Source organism: Allobosea sp. GW821-FHT03A12 (assembly GCF_058986765.1).
Genome location: NZ_JBYSVZ010000004.1, coordinates 777,434 through 794,064, shown reverse-complemented (window position 1 = coordinate 794,064; position 16,631 = coordinate 777,434). Strand labels below are relative to the sequence as shown.

Sequence of the window (16,631 nt, the reverse complement as noted above, 5' to 3'; positions counted from 1 at the left end):
GGACGGGCAGGGCGCTCCTGTAAGGGAGCGCCGAGCGTTTTGTTCAGAGCGCGAAGGACGTGCCGCAGCCGCAGGAGCTGGTCGCGTTCGGATTGGTGATCCGGAAGGACTGGCCGACGAGGTCGTCGACGAAATCGATGGTCGAGCCGTCGAGCAGTTCGAGCGAGGTCTCGTCGATCAGGACGGTCGCGCCGTCTCGCTCGATCACGATATCGTCCGGCGCCTTCTGCCGGTCGATGTCGAAGACGTACTGGAATCCCGAGCAGCCGCCGCCGGCGACGCTGACGCGCAGCATCGCGCCGGGAGCCTCGCTCGCCATCACCGCGAGGATGCGACTCGCGGCCTTGTCGGTCAGCGAGATCGCGTGCGGCTTGGCTTCGATCGCCATGGTCATGCGCAGAACATCCTTGCTCCTGCCTCGTGCACAAAGGTAATGGCCGCACAGCGGGCCTTCAAGCCACGCCTGCCCGAGGGGCTGCCATGCCGCACGCACACGATACCGCCCCCGCCATGGCTCCGGAGCCAGGCGAACGCTGGCGCGCCGCTTACGCCTGCCGTTCGACCACGAGCCGCGGCCGGCTGGTCGAGGAGCCGGGCTCGGCGACACGCAACCAGTTCCAGCGTGATCGCGACCGCATCATCCACTCCACCGCCTTCCGCCGGCTGAAGCATAAGACCCAGGTCTTCGTCTCGCATGAGGGCGACCACTTCCGCACCCGCCTGACCCATACGATCGAGGTGGCGCAGATCGCTCGCGCCTTGGCTCGCGCGCTCGGGCTCGACGAGGATCTGGCCGAGGCGCTGGCACTGGCGCATGATCTCGGCCACACACCCTTCGGCCATACCGGCGAGGACGCGCTCGACGAATGCATGGCTGGCTTCGGCGGCTTCGACCACAACGCCCAGACGCTGCGGATCGTCACCCGGCTGGAGCGGCGCTATGCCGGCTTTGACGGGCTCAACCTGACCTGGGAAACACTTGAAGGGCTGGTCAAGCACAATGGTCCGCTGCTGGGCGCCGATGGAAAACCGACCGAGCGTTACGCCAAGACGGGCATTCCGGTGGCGATTCTCGAATACCAGGAGAAGCAGGACCTCTGGCTCGACAGCCATGCCTCGGCCGAGGCGCAGGTCGCGGCGCTCGCCGACGATATCGCCTACAACGCCCATGACATCGATGACGGCCTGCGCGCCGGGCTGTTCGATCTCTCCGAATTGCGCGCGGTGCCCTTCCTCGCCGGGCTTCTCGATGAGATCGATGCGTTGCATCCCGGGCTGGAGCGGCCCCGCGCGATCAACGAAATGGTGCGGCGGGTGATCACCTGCTTCGTCGAGGACGTGATCGCCGAGTCCGAGGGGCGGATCGCTGCGCTGGCGCCAGAGGATGCCGACGCGATCAGGCGAGCGGGGGCGCCGGTCGTCGCTTTCTCGTCGGCGATGGTCGCGGCCGACAAGGCGATCAAGGGCTTCCTCTATCCGAACATGTACCGGCATCCGCGCATCGGCGTGATCCGCAAGGAGGCGGCCGACATCGTCCGCGACCTGTTCGTGCGCTTCCAGGCGCAGCCGCAGGCCATGCCGGCGGAGTGGGCTGCCGGCTGCGAAGAGCTCGACGAGGCGCGCCTGGCGCGCCGGGTTTCCGACTACATCGCCGGCATGACCGATTCCTACGCGCTCGACGAGCACCGGCGCCTGTTTGACGCCACCCCGTCGCTGCGATAGGGCCGGGCGCTTCCTTACGCATCTCTGGTCGCCATGAACATTTTCGAGACTTTCTCCGCACGCCTTGCCACTGTCCTGACCGGGCTGGCTGAAACCGGCCGCATTCCGGCCGGGCTGTCGCTGGCGCGCGTCGTGGTCGAGCCGACCAAGGACCCGGCCCATGGCGATCTCGCCATCAACGCCGCCATGGTGCTGGCCAAGGAAGCTGGCATGGCGCCGCGCGCGCTGGCCGAGCTGATCGTCGCCGAGCTGGCCAAGGACAGCGATGTCCTCAAGGCCGAGATCGCCGGGCCCGGCTTCATCAACCTGACGCTGCAACCTGCTGTTTTCACAGAGGTTCTGAAGGCGGCGGTTCTGGCCGGCTCCGAGCATGGCCGCGGCGCGGCCAAGCGTGAACCCAGGATCAATGTCGAATACGTCTCGGCCAATCCGACCGGGCCGATGCATGTCGGCCATGGCCGCGGCGCTGTGTTCGGCGATGCGCTGGCGAGCCTGCTCGCCTTCGCTGGCCACGACGTCACCCGCGAATACTACATCAACGACGCCGGCGCCCAGGTCGACGTGCTCGCCCGCTCCGCCTTCCTGCGCTATCGCGAGGCGCTCGGCGAGGATATCGGCGCGATCCCGGAAGGGCTCTATCCCGGCGACTACCTGGTCTCGGTCGGGCAGGCGCTTGCCGAGCAGTATGGGCCGTCGCTGCGCGACAAGCCCGAATGGGACTGGCTGCCGCTGGTGCGCCAGGCGGCGATCGACGGCATGATGGCGATGATCCGCGACGACCTCGCCGCGCTCGGCGTCGTCCATGACCTGTTCTTCTCCGAGCGTTCGCTGCAGGGGCGGGACGGCAATTCCAACGCCGTGCACCAGACGATCGAGGATCTGCGGGCTCGCGACCTCGTCTATGAGGGCCGGCTGCCGCCGCCAAAGGGCCAGAAGGACGAGGATTGGGAGGATCGCGAGCAGACGCTGTTCCGCGCCACCAAGTTCGGCGACGACGTCGACCGCCCGTTGCTGAAGTCTGATGGCAGCTACACCTATTTCGCCAACGACATCGCCTATCACCGCTCGAAGTTCACCCGCGGCTTCGCCGAGATGATCGACGTCTGGGGCGCCGACCATGGCGGTTACGTCAAGCGCATGCAGGCGGCTGTGAAGGCGGTGACGAACGGAGAGGGCGCGCTCGACGTCAAGCTCTGCCAGCTCGTCCGCCTGCTGCGCAATGGTGAGCAGGTCCGGATGTCGAAGCGCTCCGGCGACTTCGTCACGCTGCGCGAAGTCATCGACGAGGTCGGCCGCGATGCGGTGCGCTTCATGATGATCTTCCGCAAGAACGACGCGACGCTCGACTTCGACCTCGCCAAGGTGGTCGAGCAGTCGAAGGACAACCCGGTCTTCTACGTCCAGTATGCGCATGCGCGCTGCGCTTCGATCTTCCGGCAGGCGGCCGAGGCCTTCCCCGATCTCGACCTCACGCCGCAGGCGCTGGCGCAGGCCGACCTTGGCCTGCTGACCGATGAGTCGGAGATCGGCATCGTCAAGATGATTGCCGCTTATCCGAGGATGATTGACGCCGCGGCTTCGTCACACGAGCCCCATCGTGTCGCCTTCTTCGTGCACGATCTGGCAAGCGCCTTCCACTCGCTGTGGAACAAGGGCAAAGACTCGCCGCAATTACGGTTCGTTAATCAAACTGATCGAAAGTCGACCTCGGCAAGATTGGCGTTCGTGCATGCGGTACGCAGCGTCCTTGCTTCCGGTCTGGCGGTCGTTGGGGTGACGGCGCCGGAGGAGATGCGCTGACGGGATCCATCCCGGCGCATCGGGTGCTTTGCGGATCAGAACGATCCGGCCAGCGCCCGCCGGGTCCGATACGAAGGCGGCGTTGGCCGGCATGCCGGAAGGCGGGTCGGCTAAGGCTTTCGTCAGATTGACCGCGCTGTGGCGGCGTCCTTTGATGGATGGCGGCATGCGCTGGAATGGATCATGTCATGAGCGAGCCAGCTAGAAACCGTTTCGCCCTCGATCTCGACGATCTGGAGCGTCAGCTGCGCGGAGCGGCCCAGCCGCAGAAGCCCGGCGCGGCTTCCGATCCGCTGATGGAACTGACCCGCCTCGTCGGTCAGGACGATCCGCTGAAGGAGCTCTTCGCCGGTCGCCCCGCCGAACAGGCGCGTCCCGCGGCTCCGCCTGCGCCGCAGCCCGCTTCCTGGTCCGGCCACCGGACCGAGCCGAGCTTCCAGCCGACGCTGGTTACTGCGCCGCCGGTGCAGTCTGCCCCGCCGCCGGCCGATGTGCGCGGCGCGCTTGACGAGTTCGAGGCGCTGCTGCGCCGGACCGAGCCGGTGCGCACTGCGTCGCCGCAACCCGTCGCGAAGGCGCCTGCGGCCCCGGTGCATGACTATGACGAACCGGAGCCGCTTCCGACGCGCGCGCAGCCCTATGCGATGCAGCAGGACGGGCCGCACGCCTATGTCCCCGAGCAGCCGCGCGACCTCGACGAGGCGGCCGGGCAGGTCTACGCCCAGCCGCAGGCCTATGCTCCCCAGCCTGCGCCGGACTATCATCAGGCTGCGCCGGACTATGACGCGCAGCATCAGGATGCCGAGGACGAGCCTCGCAACTTCCGGCGCTCGCGGTCGCGCAAGGGCATGCTGACGGCGGCGGCACTGGTCATCGTCGCGGTCGGCGGCGTCGGAGCCGCCATGGTCTTCCGCAACGGGAAACCGGCCGGCATCAACGGCCAGCCGCCGGTGATCGCGGCCGATACCGGCCCGTCCAAGGTCGCTCCCGTCAATCCGGGCGGCGCCGAGATTCCGAACCAGAACAAGCAGATCTACGAGCGCAGCGGCGACGCCAGCGCCGACAAGACCAAGGTGGTCAGCCGCGAGGAGCAGCCGGTCGACGTGCAGCAGGCGGCGCGCTCCATGGCGCCGCGTCCGACGCAGGCCTCGAACGGCGCGATCACACCGACCGATACCGCCGCCGCAGGTCTCGCTTCCACGGAACCCGGCCTGGTGCCGATCCCGGCCGTGCCGGGGCTCGGTGAGCCGCGCAAGGTCCGCACCGTCGCGATCCGTCCCGACGGCACACCGGCGCCGGCGAATGCCGCTGCGACGAACGGCGTTGGACAGGGCATCGTGACCGGCTCGGCTCCGTCGAATCGCCCGGCCTCGGCGACCCCGGCCCAGACCGCCCAGGTGGCTGCGCGCTCGCAGCAGCCGGGCGCGACGCCGGCCATGGCGCCGAAGACGCAGGAGCGCGCCGCCGCCCCGGCGACCCCGCCGGCTGCGCAGACACCGCCTGCCGCCACCCGCACAGCCGCGCTCGCACCGCAGCAGGCCGAGCCGGCGGCGACCGCGCCGCGGGCCGACCCGAATGGCGGCTTTGTTGTGCAGCTCGGCGCACCGGGCAGCGAGGCCGAGGCACGTGCCACCTTCGCAGCCTTGCAGCGCAAATACCCCGGCCAGCTCAGCGACCAGAGCCCGATCGTGCGCAAGACCGAACTCAACGGCAAGACGGTCTACCGCCTGCGCGTCGGCCCGTACTCCCGCGAGGATGCGAGCTCGATGTGCTCGGCGCTGCAGGCCGCCGGCGGGCAGTGCTTCATCGCCAAGAACTGAGCGGGCGCAAGCGGAGCCGCAGGCCCCGCCGCCGATAGAACCCAGGCCGGCCGCGATCGTCGCGGCCGGCTTTTGCTTGCGCTGGGCTTTCCCGGCGGGGCAGGCTGGACTGACTCTCCAGCTATGCAGGCCGCCCGATGTCTCCCGATCCGATTTCCAGCCGCGCCGCCGACCTGCGCTTCCTCGATTGCGAGGGCTCGGCGCCAGAGGCCGTGCCACAGGGGGCGGTCGCGGTCATCGGCATTCCAGCTGCGACGCCCTATGCGTCCGGCCGCGCCCATAGCGAGTCGGCGCCGGCCGCGATCCGCAGCGCCAGCGCGGCTCAGGTCGGCAAGCTGACGCATTACGATTTCGATCTCGGCGGGCCGCTGCTGCCTGACGGAGGGCGGCTGGTCGATTGCGGCGATCTTGCCTTCGACCCCGACGACCTGCCCGGCAATCGCGCGCGAATCGCGGATGCCTATCGGACATTGTTGGCGCGTGGCGCCACACCATTGCTGCTCGGTGGCGACGACAGCGTCCAGATCCCGGTGCTCGCTGTCTTCGCCGAACGAGGCGAGATCACCATCCTGCAGGTCGACGCCCATATCGACTGGCGCGAGGAGGTCGAGGGCGAGCGCTTCGGCCTGTCGAGCACGATGCGGCGGGCGTCCGAGCTCGACGGCGTCAGGATGATCGTCCAGGTCGGCGCCCGCGGCACCGGCAGCGCCCGGCCCTCGGACGTGGCGGAGGCGAAGGCTGCCGGGGCGCAACTGATCGACATGAGCATCCTGCGGGCGAAGGGGATGGCGCCGGCAATCGAAGCCGTTCCGCCCGGTCGGCCGGTGGTGGTCTGCTTCGATGTCGACGGTTTCGATCCCGCCGTCGTGCCCGCGGTGCTCGGCCGCACGCCCGGCGGGCTTGCCTTCGGCGATGTCGTCACGCTGCTGAACGGCGTGGCGGAGCGGGCGCCGATCATCGGCTTCAACATCGTCGAATTCGTGCCGGAGGCCGATATCGACGGCCTCGGCACGCGCACGGTCTGCCGGCTCGCCATGCTGGGCGCCGGGCTGCTGGCTCGCGGCGCCGCGCGCTGAAGCGCCCTGTCCCCGGCGCATGCCGCTCCTCCGGCGGCGCCGTTTTGCCGCTGCGGCAGGCGAGGTAGCGTCGCGCTACCCAGACGAGCCGCGCCGCAGGGCGCCGAGCACTCGCCCGATGAGAGGAACACCATGGACCGCCGCAAGCTGATCAAGACGACCGCCGCCGGGGCCGCCGCCGCGACCATCGCCGCGCCGGCGATCGCGCAGACCAATCCGAAGATCAGCTGGCGCCTGACCTCGAGCTATCCGAAGAGCCTCGACACGCTGTTCGGCATCTCGACCCATGTCGCCAAGCGCGTCGCCGAGGCGACCGACGGCAATTTCCAGATCCAAACCTTCGCCGCCGGCGAGATCGTGCCGGCGCTGCAGGCGCTCGACGCCGTCCAGAACGGCACGGTCGAGTGCAGCCACACGCTGGCGAGCTTCTATATCGGCAAGGACACCGCCTTCGCCTTCGAGACCTCGCTGCCCTTCGGCCTCAACACCCGCCAGCAGAACGCCTGGCTCTACCAGGGCGGTGGGCTCGAGCTCTGCCGCGACCTGATGAAGAAGTTCGGCGTGCACACGATTCCCTCGGGCAACACCGGCGCGCAGATGGGCGGCTGGTTCCGCAAGGAGATCAAGAGCGCCGCGGATCTCCAGGGGCTGAAGTTCCGCATCGCCGGCCTCGGCGGCCAGATCATGGCCAAGCTCGGCGTTGTCCCACAGACGCTCGGCGGTGGTGACATCTATCCGGCGCTGGAGCGCGGCACGATCGATGCGGCCGAGTTCTCCGGCCCCTATGACGACGAGAAGCTCGGCTTCGTGAAGGTGGCGAAGTACTATTACTATCCCGGCTTCTGGGAAGGCTGCGCCAATGTCAGCTTCATCGCCAACAGCGAGAAGTGGAACGGGCTGCCGGCGCATTACCGCGCTATCGTCGAGGCGGCCTGCGCCGAGGCGAATGCGCTGTGCGTGGCGAAGTACGACCATGGCAACCCGGATGCGCTGCTGCGCCTGATCGCGGCCGGTGCCGAACTGCGCGCGTTCCCGCAGGACGTGATGCAGGCCGCCTTCAAGGAAGCTTTCACGCTCTATGCCGACCAGGCGGCGAAGAACCCGAACTTCAAGACGCTGTGGGATTCCTTCCTGCCGTACTGGAAGAAGGAGCAGCTCTGGTTCCGCGTCGCCGAGTTGCCGTTCGACGCGTTCAACGCGCAGGCGTCGCAGTCACTGCGGTAAATGTCGTCATGCTCGGGCTTGACCCGAGCATCTCAGGCCGGAGGAGGCTGCGTCTGGTGCCTTCTCGTCCTGAGATTCTCGGGTCTGCGCTGCGCTTCGCCCGAGAATGACGCGATGCAGCGTCCCTTCGAATCGGCGATAACGGCGCCATGACCTCGCGCGCCTTCATCGCCGGCTGCCTCGGCACGAGCCTCACCCCCGACGAGCGGGCCTTCTTCCGCGATGCCCGGCCCTGGGGCTTCATCCTGTTCAAGCGGAATACGCAGGATCCGGCGCAAGTGGCTGCGCTGACGGCGCAGATGCGCGATTGCGTCGGCTGGCAGGCGCCGATCCTGATCGACCAGGAAGGCGGGCGGGTGCAGCGGATGGGGCCGCCGCACTGGCCGCCCTATCCGCCGGCGCTGGCCTTCCTCGCGATCAACGATCCCGTCCAGCAGCGCGAGGTCGTCCGGCTCTCGGCGCGGCTGATGGCGCATGACCTGAAGAGCGTCGGCATCGATGTCGACTGCCTGCCGGTGCTCGATGTGCCGATCGCCGGCAGCCATGACGTGATCGGCAACCGCGCCTATGCGCGGGATCCTGCCATCGTGGCGACGCTTGGCCGCGCGGCCGCCGAGGGGCTTTTGGCCGGCGGCGTGCTGCCGGTGGTCAAGCACATGCCGGGCCATGGCCGGGCCAAGGCCGACAGCCATCACGATCTGCCGGTGGTCGAGGCCAGTCTCGACGAGTTGCGCGCCCATGACTTCCGGCCGTTCCGGCATCTCGCCGACATGCCGCTGGCGATGACGGCGCATGTCGTCTTCACCGCGCTCGACAAGCGCCGGCCAGCGACGGTCTCGCGCAAGATCGTCCGAGAGATCATGCGCGGCGAGCTCGGCTATGACGGTCTGATCATGACCGACGATATCTCGATGAAGGCGCTGTCGGGCAGCTTCGAAGAGAAGGCGAGGGCGGCGATTCGGGCCGGCGTCGACGTGGTGCTGCACTGCCATGGCATCATGGATGAGATGGTCGCAGTCGCCGGCGCCGTTCCGGATATGACCGGACAGCGCGCCCGCCGCGCCGCGATGGCGCTGGCGCGCATCCGGCACGAGCCGGAACCGCTCGATGTGGACAGCACCCGCGCCCACCTTGCCAGCGCCCTTGCTTTGAGCGGCGGTTAGGCTGATTCTCTCCCCGGGGTTGTTGCTCCGCCGGATTGGCGGGGCAGGACATGGGGAACAGGCCATCGATGGCCGCTGAGCTGCCATTCCAGGAGGACGGCACGCCGGAACGCGCGTCCGGCGAACCCTCGTTCGTGATCGATGTCGACGGCTATGAAGGGCCGCTCGACCTGCTGCTCGATCTTGCCCGCCGCCAGAAGGTCGATCTCGCCCGTATCTCGATCCTGGCGCTGGCCGAGCAGTACCTCTCCTTCATCGAGACGGCGCGGGCGCTGCGATTGGAGCTCGCCGCCGACTATCTCGTGATGGCGGCCTGGCTCGCCTACCTCAAGTCGCGCATGCTGCTGCCGGAGCCGCCCAAGGGCGAGGAGCCGAGCGCGGCCGATCTCGCGACCGCCCTGGCGCTGCGCCTGAAGCGGCTGGAGACGATCCGTGCGGCGGCGCAGCGGCTCGCGACCCGTGAGCGGCTCGGCCGCGACGTCTTCGCCCGCGGTGCGCCGGAAGTGATCGCCTCGTCCGGCCGGCCGACCTGGGAAGCGGAGCTCTACGACCTGCTCGCCGCCTATGCGCAGCAGCGCCAGAAGCGCATCCGCCAGCCGATGAGCGTCGGCCATCGCCAGGTGCTGTCGCTGGTCGAGGCGCGCGAGGCGCTGGCGCGGCTGGTCGGCGAGGCCGGCGAGTGGACCGCGATCGACGGCTATCTCACCCGCTATATGAGCAGCCATGGCCTGCCGGTCGAGACGATGACCGCGACGGTGCGGGCCTCCTCGCTCTCGGCAATGCTGGAGATGGTGCGCGAAGGCCTGCTCGACCTGCGCCAGGACGGCGCCTTCTCGCCGCTCTATGTCCGTCGCCGCTCGGAGCGGCCGCCGACGCTCGGCCTGTGAGGCGCTGATGGCCGTGGCTGAAGCCGAACGCGAGGACGAGGACGACTGGGATGCCGACGAGGCGCTGGCGCGCGCCTGCCGCATCGTCGAGGCCCTGCTGTTCGCCTCGGTGCAGCCGCTCCCGGCCGAGGAACTGGCGAAATCGGTACCGGCCAATGTGCCGATCGAGCGGGTGATCGCCGAATTGCAGCAGACCTACGCCCTGCGCGGGGTGACCCTGCACCGTGTCGCCGGCGGCTATGCCTTCCGCACCGCGCCGGATCTCGCCTATCTGCTCGCGCCCGAGGCCGAGCCGCCGCGCAAGCTCTCGCGCGCCGCGCTGGAGACGCTCGCCATCATCGCCTACCACCAGCCGGTGACGCGGGCCGAGATCGAGGAGATCCGCGGCGTCGCCACCGCCAAGGGCACGCTCGACATCCTGCTCGAAGCCGGCTGGGTGCGCCTGCGCGGCCGGCGGCGCTCGCCGGGGCGGCCGGTGACCTTCGGGACCACGCCCGCCTTCCTCGACCATTTCGGGCTGGACCGCATCGACGACCTGCCGGGGCTGGAGGAACTGAAGGGCGCCGGCTTCATCGAAGGGCGCCTCGCCAAGGACCTCACCGTGCCGGTGCCCGACGACGATCCGTCCTTACGCGACGACGAGGACCCGCTCGGCGACCTGTTCACGCCGCTTGACGACGGCGACGCCAGCTAGCACAGCGCAGGCGATCGCGCCCGGCGGGCCGGCAGGAGAACGACTTGGCTCGGACCGAAAGCAAGATGCGCTGGCTGGGGTGGGGACGGCGCGGCACGGCCGGCGCCGCGATCCCGATGGCGCTTGGCTTCGACGGGGTAACTCAGCGATTCGGCGCGGTGACGGCATTGGACGATGTCTCGCTCAGCGTCGCGCCCGGCGAGATCGTCGCGCTGCTCGGCCATTCCGGCTGCGGCAAGACGACGCTGCTGCGGCTCGCCGCCGGGGTGGAGCGTCCGAGTTCGGGTCGCGTTTTGCTCGAAGGCCGCGACGTCTCCTCGCCCGCTCATTTCGTCGAGCCGGAGGCGAGAGGGGTCGGCCTGGTCTTCCAGGACTACGCGCTCTTTCCGCATCTTTCGGTGCGCGAGAACGTCCGCTTCGGCCTGCGCGGCTATGGCAATGCCGAGGCCGATGCGACGGCCCTGCGCGCCATCGCCCGCGTCGGCCTCGCCGACCTTGCCGAGGCCTATCCGCACATGTTGTCGGGCGGCGAGCAGCAGCGCGTGGCGCTCGCCCGCGCCGTGGCGCCGCGGCCCGGCGTGCTGCTGATGGACGAGCCCTTCTCCAATCTCGACCGGCGCCTGCGCGATGTCGTGCGCGACGAGACCATGGCGCTGCTGCAGGAGATCGGCGCGACCTCGATCATCGTCACCCATGACCCTGAGGACGCGATGCGCGTCGCCGACCGGATCGTGCTGATGCAGCAGGGCCGGATCGTCCAGAGCGGCACTGCCGAAGAGCTCTATCGCCGGCCCGCCAGCCTCTTTGCCGCCCGATTTTTCTGCGATCTTACCGAGATCGAGGCCGTCGCGCAGGACGGCGCCGTCGATACCCCGCTCGGGCGGTTCCCGGCGCCCGGTTTGGTGGATGGCGCTCCGGCTGTCGTCGGCATCCGCCCTCAGGCGATCCGGCTGGTGCCGAAAGGGTTCTGCCTGCAGGCGCGGGTGGTGACGCGGCGCTTCCTCGGCGAGGTCGACCATGTCGAGCTTGCGGTCGATGGTCTCGACAAGCCCCTGGTGGCGCGGCTGCCACTGCGCGGTTCGGTCGCCGAGGGCGAGGATGTAGGCATCGACATTGCGATGGACGAAGTCCTTGTGTTCCCTGTAGGGGACACCTAGTTTCCGGCACAAGCATCTGGCCCCTCGAAACAAGTCGGGCCGCGCGTTCAAATTCGGAGGAGTACCGCCATGGGTGGCGTCAGCATCTGGCACTGGATCGTCGTCGGCGTCATCGTCATGCTGCTGTTCGGCCGCGGCAAGGTGTCCGAACTGATGGGCGATGTTGCCAAAGGCATCAAGTCGTTCAAGAAGGGCATGGCCGAGGACGACACGCCGCCGCCGGCCGCGCAGCAGCCTGCGGATCCCAAGGTGATCGACCAGACGGCCCAGACCGCGAGCCCGCAGCCGGCCAAGGCCGAGACCAAGGCCTGATCTCGTAGGAGCGGACCTGCCGATCAGGTGAATCCTGATCGGTTTCGATTCCGGCGCCTTCCCGGCGCCCTACAAGATTTCCAGAGGACCGGCCGTCGATGTTCGACATCGCCTGGAGCGAAATGCTGCTGATCGGGGGTGTCGCGCTCGTCGTGATCGGCCCCAAGGAACTGCCGGGCGCACTGCGCACGGCCGGGCAGGCGATCGGCAAGATCCGGCGCATGGCGGCCGAATTCCAGGGCCAGTTCAACGACGCGATGCGCGAGGCCGAGCTTCACGACCTGAAGAAGCAGGTCGACGACATCGGCAACTCGATCCAGGCCTCGACCAATTTCGATCCGATCGAGCCGATGAAGGATTTCGGTGCTGCCGACGCCTCGAAGCCAGCTGCGGCCGAGGACAAGGCGATGAAGGACGCCGAGGCGACGCTCGCTGCGCTGCCAGCGCCTGAGTTGCCGGCGCCCGTCAGTATCGAGCCGGCCCCTGTCGCCGAACCCGTGCCGGAAGAGAAGCCCAAGCGCCGCCGCAAGACAGTTGCGACCGAGGAGCCGGCCGTGCCGGCCGAGGTCGCGGCTGAAGAGCCGCCGGCCAAGCCTGCCCGCAAGCGCAAAGCCAAGGCCGCCGAGGCCGAGGGCGGAGAGACGGCATGAGCGTCGTCGAGACGAATACCGAGGCGAAGCGCGATGGCGAGGACGAGATCGAGGCCTCGCGCGCGCCGCTGATCGACCATCTGATCGAATTGCGCTCGCGGCTGATCAAGTCGCTGATCGCCTTCCTGATCATGTTCTTCGTCTGCTTCGCCTTCTCGACGCAGATCTACAACACGCTCGTGCTGCCCTATGTCTGGGCGGCAGGATCGAGCGCCAATGCGCAGCTGATCTATACCGGCCCGCTCGAGCTGCTCTTCACGCACATCAAGGTCGCGGCCTTCGGCGCCGGCTTCTTCGCCTTTCCGGTGATCGCGACGCAGATCTACAAATTCGTCGCGCCCGGCCTCTACAAGAACGAGCGTCAGGCTTTCGCGCCTTATCTGGCGGCGACGCCGATCTTCTTCGTGCTCGGCGCGGCGCTGGTGTTCTTCTTCGCGATGCCGGTGCTGATGAAGTTCTCGATCGGCATGCAGCAGGCGGCGACCGAGAACCAGGCAGGCATCGCGCTGCTGCCCAAGGTCAGCGAGTACCTCTCGCTGATCATGACGCTGATCTTCGCCTTCGGCATTTCCTTCCAGCTGCCGGTGATCCTGACCCTGCTCGGGCAGGCGGGGATCATCGATTCGCAGTTCCTGAAGGACAAGCGCCGCTACGCCATTGTCTTCGTCTTCGTGATCGCGGCCGTGCTGACCCCGCCCGACGTGATCTCGCAGTTGATGCTCGCGGTGCCGATGCTGCTGCTCTACGAGCTCTCGGTGTTCTCGGTGCGCCGTGTCGAGAAGAAGCGCGATGCGACGAAGGCGGCCGAGGACGCAGACGCCTAGCGCAGCTCGGCTACCCATCCAGCTCATGTGATCACTCGTTCAATAACGACGCGATCCGCCACAGGCCGTTGAAGCCGCTGGCGGATCGCGGCGCTGCGCCCGCCCGCCACTGCCGAACCAACGCTTCCCCGTCACGTTGATGCACAGGCTTGTGATCCGCGACCGCGGAGCCTTGCTCGCAACACAATGTTAAGATGAACGGCAGATGAACGAACGTGCGGCCGCCTCACAGGCCGTGCAGGTGGATGCGGTGGTGACGTGAGCGGATTCTGGCGCCTGATGCTGTTCGGAAAAGGGCCGCGCGATGCGGCCTCGCCCGGCCGCGACCTGCGCATCGACGTGATCCGCGGCCTGATCCTGCTCGTCATCTTCGTCAACCACATGCCGGGCAACATCGTCTCGGCCGCGATGCCGCACAATTACGGCTTCTCCGATGCCGCCGACATCTTCGTGCTGCTCGCCGGCGTCTCGGCCGCCTTCGCCTATGGAAGGCTGATCGACCAACGCGGGCTGCTCGTCGGCTCGCTCAAGGTCGGCGCCCGGATCTGGACGCTCTACATCGCGCACCTCGCGCTGTTCGTGCTGGTCTGCGGCATCGTCGCGACCGCGGTGGTGCGCACCCAGAACGCGCTCTATGTCGAGGCGATCAATATCCAGCCCTTCTTCAGCGACACGCCGGCGGCGATCGTCAATGCGCTGGGCCTTGTCTACCAGCCCTATTATCTCGACATCCTGCCGCTCTATATCGTGCTGCTGGCGGCGTTCCCGTTGATCTACGTCACCGCGCGGACGAGCCCGCTGGCGGCGCTCGCGGTCTCCGTCGCAATCTGGCAGGGCGCTACCCATGCCGGCCTCAACCTGCCGAACCATCCGGGCGATGGCGGCTGGTTCTTCAATCCCTTCGCCTGGCAGATGTTGTTCTCGTTCGGTGTCGTCATCGGCCGGCTCGGACTGGTCGGGGCCGGCGTGCCGAAGCTGCGCCTGCTCGATTTCGCGGCTGTCGTCGTCCTCGTCTTCGCCGGGATGGTGAAGCTGTCTTCGGGCAATCCGTTCGGCATCGCGCTCATGAACGATTGGATCGACAGCCTGCAGATCGGCATCGACAAGACCAATCTCGCCTGGCCGCGCGTCGCGCATCTGGCGGCGTTGGCCTGGCTGGTGCTGCGCTTCGTGCGGCCCGATGCCGGTATCCTGACCGGGCTGGCCGGCCGGCGGCTGGCCGCACTCGGGCGGCATTCCCTGGAAGTCTTCTGTGCCGGGATCGTGCTGGCGATCGCCGGGCAGATCATCCTTGCGGAGACCTCCTTCACCCTTTGGGTCCAGTTGCTCGTGACGCTGGGCGGGATTACCATCCTGCTCGGGCTAGGAACGTTTCTGTCGTGGTACAAGACGCTTACGGCACGCGCCGCCAGCGCCCCGCGCGAGCAGGCCGCTACGGCCTGAGCGCTCTCCTTCTGCTCCTGGCGTCGGCTTTGCCGGCATTCGCCGGGCCTAAGCCGCTCGCTCAAATGGTGGATGGGCGCTGCCGGGCTGGTGCGGCCCAGCACCCGTTCAAGCCGATCCTGGCGGCCTCCAAGCGCAATCTGGCGGAGACCAACCGGCTCAGCATCGTCGCGCTGGGCTCGTCGACCACGGCCGGGACCGGTACCAGCGACGCCGATCGCAGCTATCCCGCCGTGCTTGAAGCCGAGTTGCGCCGGCGCCTGCCCGGGCGCGAGATCAAGGTGCTCAATCTCGGCGTCGGCGGCCAGTCGGCCTATGAGATGTATCTGCGGCTCGAGGCCGAGGTCATTCCCGAGAAGCCGTCCCTGGTGATCTGGCAGACGGCGGTGAACGACGCCATTCGCGATATCGGCGAGGAGAAGCTCGCCAAGATCCTGCGCAAGGGTGCCCACAAGCTGCAGGAGGCCGGGATCGACCTCGTGCTGATGGACATGCCCTGGCTGCCGCGCGAGGGCCGCTATCCGAAATATGACGATTACCGCGCCGTGCTGGCGAAGACGGCGAGCGAGAGCGGCGTCCCGGTCTTCCCGCGCTATGCGATGATGAAGAACTGGTCGGGCTCGAAGCAGTTCAGCGAGGAGGAGATCGTCGGCATGGACGGGCTGCAGGTGGTCGAGGCCGGCTATCGCTGCCTCGCCATCCGCCTTGCCGACGGCATCGTCGCCGAGCTGGGCGAGGGCGGCGGGCCGGGCAAGCCTACGAATTGAGCTTTCTCGTCATTGCGAGGAGGCTTCAGCCGACGAAGCAATCCAGGGCAACGTGGAGCTCTGCCGCTCCTGGATTGCTTCGCTTACGCTCGCAATGACGGCAACCCTCAGCGTGCGATCACCTCGATGTCGCGGTCGCGGCCGGCCTCGACCTTGAAGTCGCGCGAGAAGACCTGACCCTCCTGCCGGGCGATCAGCACATAGTCGCCCTCGGCCAGGATCACCTGCGGGAAGGCGCCGATCGCCTCGCGGATGACGTCGCCGCCGGGGGTGAGCACGCTGAAGGCGGTGCCGGCAAAGGCCTCGCCGCCGGGACCGGCGACCAGCTTCAAGGTGACCTGCGCGGCGCGGTGATGCAGCGTCGCCTGAGTGACCTGGCCGGATTCGACCCGGACGTCGGAGCGCTGGATTGCGTTCGAATCGCCATAGGTCGAGACGATGTGATAGGTGCCCTCGGGCAGGCGGATCAGCTCGCCGGACTTGACGTTGGACGCCACCAGGCGGCCTTCCGAATTGCCCTGCAGCGGCACGAATACCGAGAAGTTCAGCAGGTTCGGCGCGATCGGCGTCTCGCCGATCGAGCCGGCAAGCGAGAGCCCGCCGGCGCTGATGCTGAGCCGGTCGGTCAGGCCCTGGGCGCCGACCGTGACGCGCTTGGTCGCGCTGGCGAAACCATAGGCGGCATGGAGCAGATAGACGCCGGGATCGAGTGGGAAGCTGGGCTCGGCCGCGCTGGAGCGGGCGATGATCTTGGGCGGCGAGCCGTCGGCGGATTCGCTCAGCACGCGCCAGACCAGCCCGGAGCGGACCGGCTTGCGGTTGCCGGAGAATTGGGCGCTGAGGCTGAGCATCGCCTGGCCGGGGCGGATGGCGGGGGCGGTATCCGGCGGAGGCGAGCCGGGCGTCGTGGCCGAGGGAGTCGCGCCCGGAGTCTGGGCGAGGGCGGGGAGAGCGGCGATCACCGACAGCAACAGCACAGCGATGGCCGCACACGCCGCCTTCATGGGAACCGCCACCGTCTGGAACTCGTCGCGTTGAAACATGCGCTGTGCCGTCATCGTCCTTGCACCGGGGAAGGAGCAGGCTCGCTTG

General features: G+C 68.1%; 16 protein-coding genes. 14 read left to right on the top strand and 2 right to left on the bottom strand.

The window, feature by feature from the left end; translation table 11 throughout:
- Positions 1-43: 43 nt before the first annotated feature.
- A complete protein-coding gene (gene erpA / locus AC3WLC_RS18000) occupies positions 44-394 on the bottom strand; it encodes an iron-sulfur cluster insertion protein ErpA (RefSeq protein ID WP_493685264.1) in 351 nt (116 codons plus the stop codon).
- 86 nt (positions 395-480) lie between these two features.
- Between erpA and AC3WLC_RS17995 the strand changes: the two genes are divergently transcribed.
- The 14 genes from AC3WLC_RS17995 to AC3WLC_RS17930 all read left to right on the top strand — a co-directional run bounded on the left by AC3WLC_RS17995 (position 481) and on the right by AC3WLC_RS17930 (position 15,539).
- Positions 481-1,722, top strand: a complete 1,242-nt coding sequence (locus tag AC3WLC_RS17995; protein ID WP_493685263.1) for a deoxyguanosinetriphosphate triphosphohydrolase — start codon at positions 481-483, stop codon at positions 1,720-1,722.
- 33 nt (positions 1,723-1,755) lie between these two features.
- Entirely contained in the window at positions 1,756-3,522 is a 1,767-nt protein-coding gene (gene argS / locus AC3WLC_RS17990; protein WP_493685262.1) for an arginine--tRNA ligase, read from the top strand.
- A gap of 188 nt (positions 3,523-3,710) precedes the next feature.
- Positions 3,711-5,342: an SPOR domain-containing protein gene (locus AC3WLC_RS17985; protein WP_493685261.1), complete on the top strand. Its 1,632-nt coding sequence runs from the start codon at positions 3,711-3,713 to the stop codon at positions 5,340-5,342.
- Positions 5,343-5,479: 137 nt separating this feature from the next.
- Entirely contained in the window at positions 5,480-6,418 is a 939-nt protein-coding gene (locus tag AC3WLC_RS17980; RefSeq protein ID WP_493685260.1) for an arginase family protein, read from the top strand.
- 132 nt (positions 6,419-6,550) lie between these two features.
- Positions 6,551-7,642: a TRAP transporter substrate-binding protein gene (locus AC3WLC_RS17975; protein WP_493685259.1), complete on the top strand. Its 1,092-nt coding sequence runs from the start codon at positions 6,551-6,553 to the stop codon at positions 7,640-7,642.
- A gap of 149 nt (positions 7,643-7,791) precedes the next feature.
- The gene (nagZ, locus tag AC3WLC_RS17970) at positions 7,792-8,805 is read left to right on the top strand and encodes a beta-N-acetylhexosaminidase (RefSeq protein ID WP_493685258.1); all 1,014 of its coding nucleotides are present in this window, start codon (positions 7,792-7,794) and stop codon (positions 8,803-8,805) included.
- 68 nt (positions 8,806-8,873) lie between these two features.
- On the top strand, positions 8,874-9,692 hold the full coding sequence (locus tag AC3WLC_RS17965; protein ID WP_493685257.1) for a segregation and condensation protein A: 819 nt from the start codon (positions 8,874-8,876) through the stop codon (positions 9,690-9,692).
- 7 nt (positions 9,693-9,699) lie between these two features.
- Positions 9,700-10,386 (top strand): SMC-Scp complex subunit ScpB, encoded by a 687-nt coding sequence (gene scpB / locus AC3WLC_RS17960; RefSeq protein ID WP_493685256.1) that lies wholly within the window; start codon positions 9,700-9,702, stop codon positions 10,384-10,386.
- A 44-nt stretch (positions 10,387-10,430) separates the two neighbouring features.
- On the top strand, positions 10,431-11,543 hold the full coding sequence (locus AC3WLC_RS17955; RefSeq protein ID WP_493685255.1) for an ABC transporter ATP-binding protein: 1,113 nt from the start codon (positions 10,431-10,433) through the stop codon (positions 11,541-11,543).
- Between the two features lie 69 nt (positions 11,544-11,612).
- Entirely contained in the window at positions 11,613-11,855 is a 243-nt protein-coding gene (locus tag AC3WLC_RS17950; protein ID WP_346359160.1) for a twin-arginine translocase TatA/TatE family subunit, read from the top strand.
- Between the two features lie 98 nt (positions 11,856-11,953).
- Positions 11,954-12,505 carry a Sec-independent protein translocase protein TatB gene (tatB, locus tag AC3WLC_RS17945; protein WP_493685254.1) on the top strand — a complete coding sequence of 184 codons (552 nt, stop codon included), beginning with the start codon at positions 11,954-11,956 and terminating at the stop codon, positions 12,503-12,505.
- Positions 12,502-13,329, top strand: coding sequence for a twin-arginine translocase subunit TatC (gene tatC / locus AC3WLC_RS17940; RefSeq protein WP_493685253.1), 828 nt, complete (start codon positions 12,502-12,504; stop codon positions 13,327-13,329). Before tatB ends, tatC begins: the two co-directional genes overlap by 4 nt.
- Before the next feature lie 258 nt (positions 13,330-13,587).
- The gene (locus AC3WLC_RS17935) at positions 13,588-14,772 is read left to right on the top strand and encodes an OpgC family protein (protein WP_493685252.1); all 1,185 of its coding nucleotides are present in this window, start codon (positions 13,588-13,590) and stop codon (positions 14,770-14,772) included.
- A 65-nt stretch (positions 14,773-14,837) separates the two neighbouring features.
- Positions 14,838-15,539, top strand: a complete 702-nt coding sequence (locus tag AC3WLC_RS17930) for an SGNH/GDSL hydrolase family protein (RefSeq protein ID WP_493685251.1) — start codon at positions 14,838-14,840, stop codon at positions 15,537-15,539.
- 107 nt (positions 15,540-15,646) lie between these two features.
- Here the strand turns inward: AC3WLC_RS17930 and AC3WLC_RS17925 are convergent, their stop codons facing one another.
- Positions 15,647-16,582, bottom strand: a complete 936-nt coding sequence (locus tag AC3WLC_RS17925; RefSeq protein WP_493685250.1) for an RgsD C-terminal domain-containing protein — start codon at positions 16,580-16,582, stop codon at positions 15,647-15,649.
- Positions 16,583-16,631 lie beyond the last annotated feature (49 nt).

Coding starts and splice junctions, on each gene's coding strand:
- tatB (WP_493685254.1), top strand. CDS start 11,954: ATGTTCGACATCGCCTGGAGCGAAATGCTGCTGATCGGGGGTGTCGCG.
- nagZ (WP_493685258.1), top strand. CDS start 7,792: ATGACCTCGCGCGCCTTCATCGCCGGCTGCCTCGGCACGAGCCTCACC.
- AC3WLC_RS17985 (WP_493685261.1), top strand. CDS start 3,711: ATGAGCGAGCCAGCTAGAAACCGTTTCGCCCTCGATCTCGACGATCTG.
- AC3WLC_RS17975 (WP_493685259.1), top strand. CDS start 6,551: ATGGACCGCCGCAAGCTGATCAAGACGACCGCCGCCGGGGCCGCCGCC.
- AC3WLC_RS17980 (WP_493685260.1), top strand. CDS start 5,480: ATGTCTCCCGATCCGATTTCCAGCCGCGCCGCCGACCTGCGCTTCCTC.
- AC3WLC_RS17925 (WP_493685250.1), bottom strand. CDS start 16,582: ATGTTTCAACGCGACGAGTTCCAGACGGTGGCGGTTCCCATGAAGGCG.
- AC3WLC_RS17950 (WP_346359160.1), top strand. CDS start 11,613: ATGGGTGGCGTCAGCATCTGGCACTGGATCGTCGTCGGCGTCATCGTC.
- scpB (WP_493685256.1), top strand. CDS start 9,700: ATGGCCGTGGCTGAAGCCGAACGCGAGGACGAGGACGACTGGGATGCC.
- erpA (WP_493685264.1), bottom strand. CDS start 394: ATGACCATGGCGATCGAAGCCAAGCCGCACGCGATCTCGCTGACCGAC.
- tatC (WP_493685253.1), top strand. CDS start 12,502: ATGAGCGTCGTCGAGACGAATACCGAGGCGAAGCGCGATGGCGAGGAC.
- AC3WLC_RS17930 (WP_493685251.1), top strand. CDS start 14,838: ATGGTGGATGGGCGCTGCCGGGCTGGTGCGGCCCAGCACCCGTTCAAG.
- AC3WLC_RS17995 (WP_493685263.1), top strand. CDS start 481: ATGCCGCACGCACACGATACCGCCCCCGCCATGGCTCCGGAGCCAGGC.
- argS (WP_493685262.1), top strand. CDS start 1,756: ATGAACATTTTCGAGACTTTCTCCGCACGCCTTGCCACTGTCCTGACC.
- AC3WLC_RS17965 (WP_493685257.1), top strand. CDS start 8,874: ATGGCCGCTGAGCTGCCATTCCAGGAGGACGGCACGCCGGAACGCGCG.